The organism is Cytobacillus gottheilii, from assembly GCF_900166665.1.
Classification (GTDB): Bacteria; Bacillota; Bacilli; order Bacillales; family Cytobacillaceae; genus Cytobacillus; species Cytobacillus gottheilii_A.
On the sequence record NZ_LT800494.1, the window covers coordinates 1,857,464 to 1,871,798 of the forward strand.

18 protein-coding genes are annotated in these 14,335 nt (G+C 33.7%); 1 reads left to right on the forward strand and 17 read right to left on the reverse strand.

All coding sequences use genetic code 11. The features are described from left to right. Positions 1-91: 91 nt before the first annotated feature. Positions 92-1,384 (reverse strand): PDDEXK family nuclease, encoded by a 1,293-nt coding sequence (locus B7E07_RS09045; protein WP_080845550.1) that lies wholly within the window; start codon positions 1,382-1,384, stop codon positions 92-94. Between the two features lie 148 nt (positions 1,385-1,532). Next, positions 1,533-1,745 carry a hypothetical protein gene (locus B7E07_RS09050; RefSeq protein WP_080845551.1) on the reverse strand — a complete coding sequence of 71 codons (213 nt, stop codon included), beginning with the start codon at positions 1,743-1,745 and terminating at the stop codon, positions 1,533-1,535. Between the two features lie 197 nt (positions 1,746-1,942). Here B7E07_RS09050 and B7E07_RS09055 point away from each other — a divergent pair, with 197 nt between their 5' ends. Beyond that, positions 1,943-2,311: a helix-turn-helix domain-containing protein gene (locus B7E07_RS09055; RefSeq protein ID WP_257391539.1), complete on the forward strand. Its 369-nt coding sequence runs from the start codon at positions 1,943-1,945 to the stop codon at positions 2,309-2,311. Positions 2,312-2,626: 315 nt separating this feature from the next. On the opposite strand, the gene B7E07_RS09060 is transcribed toward B7E07_RS09055, so the two are convergent. The 15 genes from B7E07_RS09060 to B7E07_RS09130 all read right to left on the reverse strand — a co-directional run bounded on the left by B7E07_RS09060 (position 2,627) and on the right by B7E07_RS09130 (position 14,331). Continuing rightward, on the reverse strand, positions 2,627-3,763 hold the full coding sequence (locus B7E07_RS09060) for a homing endonuclease associated repeat-containing protein (protein WP_139785602.1): 1,137 nt from the start codon (positions 3,761-3,763) through the stop codon (positions 2,627-2,629). A gap of 64 nt (positions 3,764-3,827) precedes the next feature. Further along, positions 3,828-4,856, reverse strand: coding sequence for a tyrosine-type recombinase/integrase (locus tag B7E07_RS09065; protein WP_080845553.1), 1,029 nt, complete (start codon positions 4,854-4,856; stop codon positions 3,828-3,830). A 29-nt stretch (positions 4,857-4,885) separates the two neighbouring features. Next, positions 4,886-5,308, reverse strand: a complete 423-nt coding sequence (locus B7E07_RS09070; protein WP_080845554.1) for a hypothetical protein — start codon at positions 5,306-5,308, stop codon at positions 4,886-4,888. Positions 5,309-5,323: 15 nt separating this feature from the next. Then, positions 5,324-5,806 (reverse strand): hypothetical protein, encoded by a 483-nt coding sequence (locus B7E07_RS09075; RefSeq protein ID WP_080845555.1) that lies wholly within the window; start codon positions 5,804-5,806, stop codon positions 5,324-5,326. Positions 5,807-5,911: 105 nt separating this feature from the next. Continuing rightward, the gene (locus B7E07_RS09080) at positions 5,912-6,649 is read right to left on the reverse strand and encodes a hypothetical protein (RefSeq protein WP_080845556.1); all 738 of its coding nucleotides are present in this window, start codon (positions 6,647-6,649) and stop codon (positions 5,912-5,914) included. A 48-nt stretch (positions 6,650-6,697) separates the two neighbouring features. Continuing rightward, complete coding sequence (locus B7E07_RS09085) at positions 6,698-7,414, reverse strand: hypothetical protein (RefSeq protein WP_080845557.1); 717 nt, start codon at positions 7,412-7,414, stop codon at positions 6,698-6,700. Beyond that, the gene (locus B7E07_RS09090) at positions 7,411-7,914 is read right to left on the reverse strand and encodes a hypothetical protein (protein WP_139785603.1); all 504 of its coding nucleotides are present in this window, start codon (positions 7,912-7,914) and stop codon (positions 7,411-7,413) included. Before B7E07_RS09090 ends, B7E07_RS09085 begins: the two co-directional genes overlap by 4 nt. 6 nt (positions 7,915-7,920) lie before the next feature. Beyond that, the gene (locus tag B7E07_RS09095; protein WP_080845559.1) at positions 7,921-8,577 is read right to left on the reverse strand and encodes a hypothetical protein; all 657 of its coding nucleotides are present in this window, start codon (positions 8,575-8,577) and stop codon (positions 7,921-7,923) included. Next, positions 8,564-8,809, reverse strand: a complete 246-nt coding sequence (locus tag B7E07_RS09100; protein WP_080845560.1) for a hypothetical protein — start codon at positions 8,807-8,809, stop codon at positions 8,564-8,566. Before B7E07_RS09100 ends, B7E07_RS09095 begins: the two co-directional genes overlap by 14 nt. Then, a complete protein-coding gene (locus tag B7E07_RS09105; protein ID WP_080845561.1) occupies positions 8,806-9,201 on the reverse strand; it encodes a hypothetical protein in 396 nt (131 codons plus the stop codon). Before B7E07_RS09105 ends, B7E07_RS09100 begins: the two co-directional genes overlap by 4 nt. A gap of 13 nt (positions 9,202-9,214) precedes the next feature. After that, complete coding sequence (locus B7E07_RS09110; RefSeq protein ID WP_080845562.1) at positions 9,215-9,679, reverse strand: hypothetical protein; 465 nt, start codon at positions 9,677-9,679, stop codon at positions 9,215-9,217. Between the two features lie 72 nt (positions 9,680-9,751). Further along, the gene (locus B7E07_RS09115) at positions 9,752-10,768 is read right to left on the reverse strand and encodes a hypothetical protein (protein WP_080845563.1); all 1,017 of its coding nucleotides are present in this window, start codon (positions 10,766-10,768) and stop codon (positions 9,752-9,754) included. Between the two features lie 35 nt (positions 10,769-10,803). Beyond that, positions 10,804-11,319: a hypothetical protein gene (locus tag B7E07_RS09120; RefSeq protein ID WP_080845564.1), complete on the reverse strand. Its 516-nt coding sequence runs from the start codon at positions 11,317-11,319 to the stop codon at positions 10,804-10,806. A 28-nt stretch (positions 11,320-11,347) separates the two neighbouring features. Beyond that, the gene (locus B7E07_RS09125) at positions 11,348-12,772 is read right to left on the reverse strand and encodes a prefoldin domain-containing protein (protein ID WP_257391423.1); all 1,425 of its coding nucleotides are present in this window, start codon (positions 12,770-12,772) and stop codon (positions 11,348-11,350) included. A 32-nt stretch (positions 12,773-12,804) separates the two neighbouring features. Continuing rightward, positions 12,805-14,331, reverse strand: coding sequence for a hypothetical protein (locus B7E07_RS09130; RefSeq protein WP_080845566.1), 1,527 nt, complete (start codon positions 14,329-14,331; stop codon positions 12,805-12,807). Positions 14,332-14,335: the final 4 nt, after the last annotated feature.

Genomic DNA, 14,335 nt, shown 5'->3' on the forward strand with positions numbered 1-14,335 from the left:
GATTTAATCTAGTTTTTTGTTTCCCTAGCTTTAATAGAGATAAACCTCCATTCCGATTATTTGAAAAGGGAAAATTGGAATGGAAGGTGGGTTAGATGTCTGAAACCTTCTGGTATTTTGTATTTGCTCTCATGAAATACGGTAAAATTATTGTTTCGTTTAGTGTTAATTTATTGTCTATAAGCGAGTAGTTAAAACTATGATAATTATCTAATGTGCCTTTGGTATCTACATATTTAACTATTATTTTTTCACATAAATCAATATTATTGTTTATGTCCCTCTCCCAAAGATAAAGAATGTTCAAGTTTCGATTCTTCTTAAAGTATGTTTTCTTGGATTTGTCCCTCTTTATATCTTTCTTTTGAATGTCATGAAGAGAATCGTAGTCAGTGTATCTTAGTGGATTAGCGTGCCAATAATCACCCATAACTTCAATTGCTAAGTTGTTCTTAGTATCATAAAAGTCCAATACATAGTATTTATCTGGAATTTCTTCATCAAAAGACAAACCTAGTTTTTCAAGTGTATTCCTTATTAGAATTTGAATTGACGTGCTTGTCTGTGGAATTCTTCCTTCTGCAATCATCTTAGAGGTATTTAATCTCATCTGCTCTATTTGTTCTGGAGACTTTTTCGTTCCAAATTGCGGATGATTTTCTCCAGAATAAAATTTAGACCTATAAGAATAATAGCACTCTTTTGAACAAAAAGTATTTTTTGTATTCTCTTGATATGATTTAGTAATTTTAACTTCTTTATTGCAATAGTCACACTTAGAAGTAATACCCTGATAATTGTGTACCTTGTCTCCAATAAAGTGTACCCTTCTAAATTCTGAATAACACTCTCTTGAGCAGAATGACCATGTATTACTCTTCAATTTGGATTCATGAACTTTATATAGGCGGTTGCAATGATTACATTTTGTTTCAATTTTGTCTTTAGTGCTTGCAATACCGTTTTTATAAACATTTTCTTTACCCATGCATTTACGGGAACAATAATGCAGACCATGACCCTTAAATTCAGATGGAATCTTGTCAATGTCACTATCGCATACCTTGCATTTTGTTTTGATTTTAGTTTTTAATAAATCAGATGCTTTTCTTCCTTCTTCAGACTTAGACCTCCATTGACCATAACACTTTGAGCTACAGAAGTGATTACCATTTAAATCGATATCGCATATGCGTTTCATTTTTTCGTTGTTACACCAATCACATGTTATCATTACTTTTGCATGTGAATTCTCAGATAAATGTTCAAATGATACTTCTAACTCGTCTCCCATTTTTGTGTAATTATAACCAAGTGATTCTAATGACTTTTTGGTGCTAGATGACCATTTAACCCTAACCTTCTGACCCTCAACAATCGCCATCCCCGCAACTCCTCCAATCTCCCAATCTATATTCCTCAAAAAGAAAGGCAGATAAAGCAGGGAAGAGGTAGCGTATCTGCCGATATGAAATTTCATTTATGTAATTCCGTTGCTGTATACAATCTCTATATGTATCTGATAATCTACTTTATTGTGCTTCTACGAACTCAACGAGTTTCGCATCTAATTCCATAATAGGTGACAGTGTTTCTTTTCCTTGGCAGCACATTAATGATATTTCCTGTTTAATGTTCAGACCTTGATCCAGTTTGTATCCTGCTTCAATTACTGCTAAATCTTCCGTTTCTGCATCTACAGGAACTAGGAACTCGACTTCTGCTGTGACTTTTACATAATTCATCTCGTTTTCCTCCTTTGTATTATTATGTTGTCTCTTGTTGTTAGATTAATAATACAATATACAATAATGTATAGTCAATATAAATATTCGTATAATCGAATTATCTTAATTTAATCTTTAAATATCAATATTTAATTGCATTGACTATATGCAATAGTGCATAATGTATTCTGAAAGGAGTGTTTTGTTTGCTAACTGTGAAGCCTAAGCTAAATAAAATATTAAAAGAGCGAAAAATGACACAAACTGAACTAGCAGAGAAGACAGGTATTAACCAACCTGTAATTTCTAGATTCGATAAGAGTAAGCAGCATCAAGATATTCACTTGGTATTGATATCTAGAGCGTTAGATTTAAGTATAGAAGATTTATTTGAAATTGAAGATTTATATGAAACTTTAGACGCTTCCTTTCCGACTATGAAAGTTGCTGAGAGCCAACCCGAAGAGGATGACTTATTTTACAACAATATTAGAAATGATATTAATGAAATGCTTGAAAAAAGAATTAAAGAACTTATAGATGAAAAAGTTAATAAAAAGAAAAATGACCAAAGTGCCAAATAAAGTAGTCCAACACAAACAACTCCACACTCATCCCGTGGAGTTTTATTCATTCTATTTCAAGCAAGCAGCCGAAGGGGGGGGAGAGTCGGTCTGCTTAATTCAAAGAGAATAGAAAATAAATTGATTTAGTCAAAGAAAGAATATGCTATTCAAAATAAATTGTAATTTACTTATATTGAAAATAAGTTAACGTAGAAATAAAATATTTCATTTCTAAAAAAATAGAGTGCCGATTGTACGGTCAGCACTCTGAATGTTTTGGGCTAATAATGAATTAAGCTCATTATTAGGATCGATCCAAATTGATAAACTTAATTATACTAAGGCGATAACTTTATCTTTTACTGTTGCATGCAAAGGTGACAATATTTCATCTATAGAATGAGACTTGAAATCAGTAGGGTAGATTTCGACAAGATGAATATTACTCTGTCTACACAAGTTGATCTTATCTTCAGTCTTAATGTAGTAATCATCCTTACCAACAATTCCAAAGATTTCAATAAATATGTTCTCTCCTTTACTTTCCACCATAAAATCAAAACGATAATTTCTTTTTGTATCAATATAATCAGAGTACCTAACCTCTTTACGATAATTGAATTTTTTATCATACAAATAATTTGCAATTATTAATTCATAGTAGGATAAACACGCATCGCCATTTTTTGAATAGTATTGTCTTTTGTTAGTGCTTAGACCCGCTTCTATTAACGCATTATTCCATGATCCAAAATAATTTAAATAAGTTGACGCTTTGAATACATTACTAAACTTCGGTAATTCGACCATTAACGGAGATCTTCCTAATTCTTCACTCATTCTTACTAAGTCTTTTAACATTTTGTCTTTATCTATTTTTCTTAGAACAGTGGGGTTCACCTGACTTAAAAGTTGTAATTCATTAATACTACCAAAGTTATCAGTGTATGCTTTTACAGAGTATCCAAAACCGTCTTTTTTAGCCTTAGCTATGTCTCTGCTAGTTGGAGTTCTTTGCAATGAAGCAGCAAGTTCCTTATATTTTTCTAGCATGCTCTTTCTTTTTCTATCAGTGTCTGCTTGTTTTTGTATGCCAATATCATATCCGATCATTTTTAAGGCATTGTAATAGCTACCAAACCTTCTTTCGTAAACACTTAAGGAGGGAGACATTCCAATTCTGACCTCGTTATTGTAAGGTATTCTTTCTTTTGAAGAGATGAAGATTCTTAATTTTTCTAATAAAGCCTCGTCTGAATAATCACCATGTTTTCTCTTATTGTCCTTTTTCAATTCGTATAGTCCAGCCGCCTTTAAAGCATTTTTATATGAGCCAAACTTAGATATAAAAGGGGATTGGCTAGGAAGATTACTGTCATTATTAATTTCATCTACACTAGGCACTTTGTCATATTTTATATAATACTCTTGAAGCACTTTAATTAGTTCAAGAGGTGAAATAGCTTTCATATATTCTTCACTCCAATACAAAAAAGCAACCAACAAGTGTTGATTGCCTAGAAACTTTATTAATTTAAATTTCATCCAAAGCTTTCTTTTCAACTTTCTTAATTCCACTTTCAGTAAAGAACTTAGCAAAGTCATCTTCGGCTTCGTTGTCATCATAAATTTCGATCATATCAATGGACTCCCAACCAAAGAAATCCTTAATAATTTTATCCGGTATATTATTTGCTCTAAGTTTAGTAGTCAAATAGTGTCGCATACTATGGAAATAGAAATCTGTTTCAAGAATCTTAGAAAACTGCAATTTCCAACTTTGAAGGGTAGTGTCAGTTGCTGGAATCCATTCTCCATTTCTTCTTGTTACGAAAATCTCATTGTTATGTATTCCTAAGCGTTCACGTTCTTCCATCCATAAGTCGAAGTATTCACGGAAGCCGTTCTTCAGTACAAATTTGTGCTTCTCAGCCCCATTTTTTCCGCGCCCTTTAATTCTGACCTTTTCTGGAGTCTTATAGTAAGCATTGTTAATCAAATTCTTTTCCTCAAAGAAATTCACTTTAAATCTAACTAATTCACTCAACCTTGCTCCAGAGTTAGCAGCTAAAGCAAATACACAAGCTTTCTGATATTGATTACTATCAACCAATGTCTTTAACACCATTTCAACTTGCTCATTTGATAAGACTGTTTTTTCTCGGACAGGTTTTTTCTGTGGAGATTCAATTTTGTTAACAATATTCCTAAAGTCAGGGTAGAGGTCATCCATGATATTCTCAATAAAGTTACAAAGACTGCTTAAACAAGATTTAATACGTCTTGTCCTGTTAGAACTGTGACTCCAAGCATTAATTGAATAACCTTGGAAGGCAATAATGTCACGCTTATTTAAATCTCCAATAAATCGGTTTCCACAGTTCTTAAGGAGAAAAATAAATATGATACGCATATCATTCTCATATTGCTTTATTGTTCCTTCTGATTTGTCAGTAGACATTAAGTAAGTTTTCCATTCTTGGAGTAATTGTTTATTCTGAGGATTGACTTCGTTCCAATCTGCTTCATTATAAATTCTGTTATATACCGTTTTCCTTCCCATAACATTCACCTCCTAGAAGTAATTTATTTCTATTCAATATCAGCACCAAGCGATTTAAGATCCTGTTTGAGCGCATTAGTTAATTTACTGCTGCCATTCAATACTTTCTTCGTGTTTTGGATGAATGGGCGTGGCTTTTCATAATCATAACCATATCCTGTATAATCATAATTGCGACCATATTCAACTGTATCAACAATGTCTTTACCTGTTTCTTCATCTTTACGAGTATTAAAAACTGCAATCCCATCTGCAGTACTTTCAACTTCCCATGATTCTCTTAGCTTTCCAGTACGATCATATTGATTAGGTGTATACGTATAGACGGTCTGATCAACCTGTTTCTTTCCTTCATTGATAACAGCGTTCTTAGTTGCGCTACCTTTAGACATTGCTTGTTTTGCTAATCTATTCACATATTTATCTAAGTCTTTGAAATCTATAGTAGGCAAGGGGATCAGCTCCGTTTAATTAACTAGATTGTCTTGCACATCTAAAACAATATTTTCAACTTTTTCAGTGGATAAATTTTCTTTATCTCTATCTAAAACTTCAAAAACTCCTTGTTGGAATCTCATAAAGTAATTTTCAAATTCCTTAATGCTTTCTTTAGGGAATGCTTCAATCAAGTCACCAAAGTGTTTCCAGTCAACTAATAGTTGGAAAGCTTGGACTTTTTTCTTAATTTCACTTGGAATACCTAGATCGGCAAATTTGTAAATAATACTGTACAGTGACCAGTCAGTTAAATTGATCTTCTCAAAATCAATTCCAGCTTCTTTTGCACGGATAGCATCAGTGGCTAATTCTTTGCTTAGTTCAGCCATTTTAGTAGGGGAGAAGTGCGGATAGATAAATACATGAGAATCATCTGACAGTTCTACACGTTTCTTTTGAGAGTAAGCCTTATTATCATTTTTAATATCAGTTAAAGTAATTTTCTTTGACATTTTTAAACATCTCCTTTTATTCATATGAAATTGTGATTTTATGAAACTAAAAAAAATAGAGTAGGGGAGGGGAGTCCGCCTACTCAAAGGTTAATTTATTTATAATTAAACACGGTCAACTTCAATAATACGACCAATCTTACTGGAGTTAGGAGCTGTTAAGCAATCGAAAACAAACTCAGGTGCAATAGCAGTTCCATTTTCTAGTGCTAATTCAAAATCTCCGTTTGGAACAACGTGGTCTAATTGAATGTAAATATCTTTAACCACTTTGTTTGTAGCTGGATCAAATCCAATTGTATGGTATTCAATAGTGAATGCCTCTCCAAACTTATCAGATTCTAATTCTACAATATCGCCAGTAACTGCTTCTTGATAAACAACGCTTACCATTTCTCCAGCTAATGCGTGACCATCTGGAATCGCTACTACTTTTTCAGTTAAAGTAGCTTGTTCTGTTTCTCCTTTGCCATTTACCACATGCGCAGTTGTGCCGACAGGAGTTCCAGTAACTGTTACCTCAAGTTGACCCACATTATCAACAACTGTAAGCTCTTTTTCACGATTATAAATTGTCGCAGCGCCATCTTCTTCAACAGATACACCTTGTGTCATCGCCAAAAATTCTTTATCATAAAAGGCATTTCGGATTGTAGTAGTTACATCTTTTTGTCCCTTCATAATTGCAAGAGCCTTGTTTCCGATTCCACCGTAGATTTTTTCATTAATTCCAAGTGACTGACTGATAGAAGCTAATTGTGCCTCAGCCGATGCGAATAAATGGTTATCTGATTTTCTTTTGATTGTTACATCAGCAGTATCAATGATTAATAATTTGGACATTTGTGTTATTCCTCCTAATATAGAATAAAAAAAATACGACTAAATTAATTAGTCGTTTACAGTAGTTCCTATTGCATTATTAAACTCGTCTTGAGTTATTGCATATTTTTCATCTTCATAAAGATTGATATGCTTGCTCCAACTGTCAATCTTAATTTTGTCAGCAGACACTGTAGCAAAAAGGGTAGTAGTATCATAATTCTTAAACTGGGCAATGCGGTAATAAGTCATATATAACTGATACAGTGAAAACTCGTTTATATCACTATAAGTAAGACCGTTATAACCAACTACACTTGTTACAATATCAGAGAACTCAAGTTTTTCACCTTCTTGAGATTTCACTCTTCGACTTCTTTCTATGGCTGCTTGTATTTCTGGGTTAGGGTTTATTACCTCTTCTTTAAGGCAATTCATTGTCATAACTAATTTGCGATAATAGTCAAAGTTTTCCTTAGTAACTTCAAGTAGGATGTTCTCATCATTGAAAAGCTTAATGAATAGTTTCAAATAAGCTTCATGTATTTCAGGAATTCCCATTGCTATCTCAAACATATCCGAATTTCTAAGTTCAACCATAAACTCATCGAGAGAACCGTCTTTATTTAACTCAGAATATTTACTAACGATGTGATTTTTAGTTAATCCAACTATTTGCAATGGCATGAAGTAGTCTGGATAATCTTTGACTTTGAGAAAGGTACAATGTCCAATTGGAGTGTCGACAGGTAGACCAAGTATGTAAAACTCTTTCATGTCCATCATGACTTTGTTCCTCCAAACTCAAACACATGTCCATATCCAACATATTGAGCAGGAACTCTAACTAAATTACCTCGTGAATAATCAGTTTTACCCAGTCCACTAATCCTATTCAGAGCAAATAAATCATTGATTCGATCTGCTATCCTATTGCTCCTAAAGTCGCCATTTTCATAGTCCTCATGACATATGATGTCAAAGTGAATCTCTTGAGTAACCGTATGGAAGCTTCTAAAATGTGCTGCTGGCATTCTGTTACCAAGGTAGATGTATAGACGGCAAATTTTCTTATCTGCTAGATCGTCACTTTTGGGAGTTTTCTTAATGAGTTCGTCTTGTAGCTCATAAAGCTCTAATGGATTCATGTCGAGAATATTGGGAAGGCTGGGGTCTAGTGGATCAGGAATATTCAATGCTCTGTTTTTTGGAAGATAGTGTAGGAGCCTATGTAATTCTTCGTCATTCCAAATTACTTCAAATGTTTTTTTAATATCGTCAAACATTCCCACTTAGTTCACCAACCTTTCACCAGTCAATGTCATTACTCCGACACCATTAATAACTTTGGAGAAGTCCGTGAAGATAATTCTGAATCTAGAATTATACATATCAAACTCACTATTTATCTGCAATGATTTGCTCTCTTGATATCTTAAAGTAACTAGGATTTTATCTTCCGGTAATCTAATTTGTTCGGTTTGTTGGCTTAGAGCAGGGCGAGTTTCAACTACACAAGGTTCTAACTTTTTTTCTCCACCAGACTCAATAGGGATAGGTCTCCCATAGTCATCACGAATTAAATTGCCATTTTCATCTCTCAATAAATCTGGAATTTTATCCGAAGTAATAGGGAAGAGGGCATTGCATAGTTTCATCTCTGCTTTTCTATAAACCTTATTATCTTCTGGGAAGGTTGTGATCAACCAATTCAGCCCATCAATCTTAAGAATATTACCTTGAACAATATCTGAGATATGACCGATTACTTTCTTGGTTTCACTGTTAGCATCCCATTTTTGATACATTAAAACTTTCGCCTCAACTGTATCATTGATTAATGCATCATAACCTTCAAATCCATTTAGTGATTTTTGAAGTAGCAGTAAACCATCGTGAGTTAGCTTTTCATGATCATTTAAGCCGTGATAATTACTATAATCCTTCATCTGTTTCACCACTTTCGATGACTAACAGATTGTGTAGTTTAGTAATATCAGCACTAACAGTCAATAAAATATCTCTAATCTCAGTGAGTTGAGGATCTTCTAACAATTTTCTGCCTAAATAAGATTCAAGCAAATAAAGCACAGAATTGTTTCGCTTACTCAACCTTGAACAATATGTATAAAAGCTTTCTAATTCATTAGAATGAGGATTTTTCACTTTAATATCAATCATAGAAAATCCTCCTCTGTGTACATAATAAGAGTATCAATCATTCTTTCTTGTTCATAGATAGAGGTGTTTAATGATCTTAATTGAGTGCTAAAATTTCTTAATCCTACATCACTAGAGAAGGGTTGCCACAGTGACTCAAAGTAGGTTCTTTGATTAATCAAGAAAATTAGACGAATGTAGTTTGCTAGAATTAACAAATCATCATCTGATAATTCTTGGTTCAATGTTTCAGTTGCATCATCGCAAACTATTCCTTTTCTTAGTCGATTATTAAAGTACATTGCAGCGTTTCTAATCTGCTCATAGATTTTCTCAGGCTCTTGAGGTAAATCAATATCAGACACTTTACAGTTGTTTAAGAATGTCTGCCAAATAGCGTCATAAGAGGTCATTTACATTCACCCCTTAGCCGAATAAGATGTCAGAATCTACACCCATCCACTCAGATAAGAAATCTAATTTCCCTTTGGTTAGGTCGTCTTTAAATGTGGAAGCTACTTCGATTACAAATTGTTTTTCAGCATCAACAGTAATCTTTCCAAGCTCTTTCTTCATTCTATTGACATTTCCAGTTAAAAGAGATTCAATTTCTTCTTTAGAGTGTGTGTTATTCTCATATGTTTCAATTTCAACAATTCCATCTTTAACTTCTTTTGTTTCTTCATTATCTTCAACGATAACCAATTCACCTTTGTCGAAGCAGATACTATTCATCTGTAGCCATTCTACAACCTCTTTAGGGACTGCTTTAATGTCAATCTTTCCATTTCGACTTCCAGCCCAAGACCATTGACGATTTGAACCATCTGCATCATATTTAACAAAGTAAGAAGTATTTCTATGTCTTGCCAATTTAATTTTATCTGCCATTTTAAAATCTCCTCCTAATATCCTTAATAGGCGATAAGAATTATCCTATCGCCTAATGTATTAATTTATTTTTTATAAACTTACAGCAGCTTGCTCTTCGATGACGCCGATTGCTTCACCAAATACAAGGTTGATAGAAACATCTTGAGTAATTTTCATTTTCACACGCTCGTCTTCGATATCTTGTTCAGTTTGTTGACGTAATCCACCATACTCGATTACAGAGAATGGTTTTTGTTCAACTCCACCAGCAAACATGTAACCTTTGTTTACAGGAAGTTCAACTTTAGAGTTAGAAGCATCTGTGAATGGGTTAACAAGGTTTACTGCAGTAGTACGTGCAATACGAGTAGGGTTAAGAGCAGTTAACAACTCATCCTTAATGCCGTCTGTAAGAAGATTCTTGAATGTGCTGTCAGTAGCTTGTTGCATTGCAAAGTAGTCGATAAGCAAAGAGTCACCAACGAACACTGGACGACCACCATAACGTTGAAGAACAGAAGCTACTTTATTGAATTCTGCAATAGTGATGTTAGATCCAGTTTTAACGTTAGCTGCAGGGATTTTTCCACTTGCAATTGCTTGAGCAGTTAAAGCATTAATTTTATCAAGGTAAAGGCGTACTTTAGCGTTAGCAACATCATTAACTAATTTGCGGAAATACTCCTCGGATTCCTTAACAAGATCAAGTGGCTCATAGTAGAAACCAGTAGATAGGTGGGCAGGTACAGCAAAAATAGACTTTTTACCTTCTACACGAACTAAATCTACACCTGAACCAGTAGCAGACCAAACAACTTTAGCTTTGTTCTTTTGAGGGATTTTTAATTCTTTAATATTCCCACGAGTTTCAGAATCAACATTAGCAAAAATGCTAAGAAGGTTAGTTACCATTGGTTTTGCAATTTCATCAGCAGTTTCAACTACAAGTTGGTTGAATTGGTGAAGCATAGAAGGATCTGGGTTAGCAGAACCATCACCGAATACTTTTGTAATATAAGCTTTAATATCAGCAGAATCAGTTTCTTCCATTTTGCTGTTGTAAACACGGCTAAATAAGCCTTTTAATTTAAGATTGTCTAATTTCATTTTCAATTAACTCCTTCTATGTAATTTATTTTTAATTAAGCTTCGATTACTTCAAGACGAACCATTGGTGCGCCAAGAGTGTATTCCATATCATCTTCATTAGAAACAACAAGGAATTTAGCAGATGCAGTAGCATAATCAGCATGAGCACCATCATGAATTAAGAATTTCTTAGTTACAGGGTCAAAGTGAGCAAATTTACCATTCTCAGGTGTACCAGTAAATGCAGAAGTATCAAAACGAGTATAAGCTTCTTCAAGAATTACGATTCTTGCACGGTCTCCAACTGCATTATAGAAATCAGCCATCGCTTCGCCAAGGTAGCGAGTTTCTGGAGCAGCAATTAAATATGCTTTCTTGTCAACAGCAGAAAGTTGTTTTGCAACACGCTCACCATCTGCATTAAATCCTAATTCAACCAATGTAAAGTTATCTACATCTGCACCTTCAATAAGTGCTCCGTTTGCTACTGTTTTAACCTTAAGACTATTTAAATTTCCTACTGCATGAGTTCCAACTTCTTGTAAAGCTTTTAAAATACGACTTGCCATGTTATTTTCCTCCTAATAATTAATTTGTTTAAATTGAAAATCTGCTTTCAAAGTCTTTACCGGCAGGGATAAGGTTTTCACGCTTGCTAGAAAATTCTCTGATTACAGGTTCTTCATTTTTAGTTTCTTTTTCAACAGTTACCATTTCAACAAGCATAGAGTTTAATTGAAGAATTGCATTTTTACCTTCTTCATTATCAAAGACTGTCTTTTCAACTAATCCTTGAACTTCTTCTGTTTCAAATTTCTCTGCAGCCTTTAAAGCACTGAACTTAGCAGAGTAAAACTCTTTCTTTTCATTGAGCGCTTTTTCAAACTTTTCTTGTTCTACCTGCTCTTTGAAAGGAGTTAACTCTTCTACAACAGAATTTAATTGAACTAGCTTTTCACTAACATCATTAAACTGAGTCTCAAGACCAGATTTTTCTTCTGATACAGAATTTAATTGTGTTTCAAGATCATTAATTTTTTGATCTTTTTCGTTAAGTTGTGTCTGTACTTCTTCAGGAACAACTTCTTCCCAATTACGTTTCAGAAATACTTCTTTCTTAGTATCGAAATCAATAGTTACTGAATTTTCTTCTTTAACGTAATTGAATTTAAAATATTTATCATACTCATTTCCTTCAGAATAGCTATAAATATTAGCAACAAAAGTAGTATCATAGACATCTACAATATATGAATATGCATTTTCTAAAGTAGGATCTAAAGCTGAATATAATAATGAACGAATGTCATCATGTGATAATTCAAATACTTTCTTAAACTTTTCCACTTTTTCAACCTCCTTGTTACTCAATTGTTTGTTCTCTAATTCAATGGCTTGAGCAACTAATTTTGTTAGCTTGGATTCATCATAAGCAGGATATACCTTCTTATGATTTCCTCTTTCTTGAGAATTCAGAATGCAATGACCTTCATAAACATAACTCAATATTTCAGTAATGCCTTCTTCGACTTTATAACTGTCAAATAGTATTTCCATACTTGAAACAACAGGAATTCCTTCATCGACCCATTCTTTTAATAGACCAATTACATTTGGAAATCTAGAGGCCCATAATATTCCTTTACCAGCAACTACTTCTTTTTCATTTCCTTCGCTGTCTGTCACTGTTGTTATATAGGCATCTTCAGTAAAAACACCAATAGGAACAGTTCCCATAGCAACAATGTCATCACCAGTAGTTCGATCAGTATCTAAATACATTTCATGACTCCCAAGTGCATCATCATTTGCATTAGGTTCTGATTTTTTATGGTATCTCGCCACAATAGGCATACCCTTTAAAGTATGTAATGTTTTTCCGGCAGTCTCTTTAGTGATAAAAGCATAGTTGTGAGATATGTCAAAACCATGAAGTATAAACTCACAGTCTTTTTTAGTAGGGTTGTCTGAATCGTAAATTGCATTTAGTTGTATCTCAAATAAATGTCTCTTTTTATCCAATATCTCACCTCCTTTAAAGAGCGACTAATAGATTAAGATGGAATATCATTTCCACCTGTAGTCAAAGAGTTAATGGTGTTCTCATTGTCTGGATTCTCGTTACTTGGTCTTCCGGCTTCTTCACCATTCATTGTATGACTAGTCTTATAAGGCTTAATCTTATCCTGTAATTTAAGCTCATCGGTCTCATAAAGGGTTTGTTCCAGATACGACTCCCATGAAATTCCTGCTACATTATCAATGACATGCTTTGTAGACCAACCTTTATCATTCATTTTTGACAAGATATCAACCTTTTCTTTTAATGAGAGAGGAGGCTCTTTGTCATAAGCGATGTAGTAGTTGTCCTTTTGACTAGAAGGTAAGACTAAATTTATTAGTTTTTGATAAATCTCCTGTTCAACATCTTCAAGTAATACTGCGATTCTTTTATAAATTGTTTCAAGATTTATCTTTGTGGTTGCAAAGTTACCGCCATTTCCATTTAGAATTGAACCAGACAATCCATATGCAGATTGAATATCTCCATTGATGTGCTCAAACTTTTTACCGTCAAGACCATCGGCTTTGACGTCTGGAAATTCCAATTTGGCGAAGTCAGGTATTGTAACAACCGTTACTCCACTTTTGTTGTTCTTTTCCAATGCTGCCTTTACGCCAGAGTGAACCTTTTGCTTAACAGGTTTAGGTAACTTTAAGTTTGTTAAATCACTGTACTTGTCGTTGCCGTTTACCCCGACTGTTAGAACTGCTACGGCATTTATTATTTTATTTGCAATGGAGCGCTCAACATCTTTTAGAGTTTTCTTGTGCTGAACATCAAATAGTCCTGCTGTAACCCATGAAGTCCCAAGTCCTTGGTTTCTTTTTAGAGTTCCTGTTCTCAAAATAAATGTTCTATCTTGAGGCAATTCTATATATTTATTGTTAACTATATCTTTTTGATATTTGTCATAATCTTGTTGAGTTACGAAAGGGGAGAGGTTCATCAATTGTTCTTTACGGAATTCTTCAGTAAGTTTTGAGAAGTATTCCAAATCAATTACGCATTGCCAATCGCCATTTTTTCGGTAAGCAGGGAAGACTAATTTCATATCATCAAATATATAAGGGTAGGGGTTTGTCTTATCTCCAAGCCAAATGCCAATAAATGTGCCTGCGGTTGCAGCTTGTTTGATAGAATCCCTCGTTAATCGTTTATGTTTAACTTTGTGGAGTGATTTATTTATAATACCAATGTACTTGTCATTGTTCTTAGGTTTATCATGCGAATCTACTTTATAGTTAAGAGTAGGTAAGGCTTCTATTAGCTCAAACAACTGATGAATTTCAGCAGAAGAGATATAATAATACTGTGCTAGATCTTCAATTTCTTTTTGAAAAGTATCTGGACTAGCAAAATATTGTTTTAACTTTTCAGCATCAACTTCAGTGATTATTCCTTGCGAGAATAGATTACTGACAAATCCACTTACAAAAGTAGAGGTATAATCTTGATAATCATTTATCATCCTTTGATACTCTTCAGATTCTTGGTCAATTTTGATTGTTTCTGTCATTGTT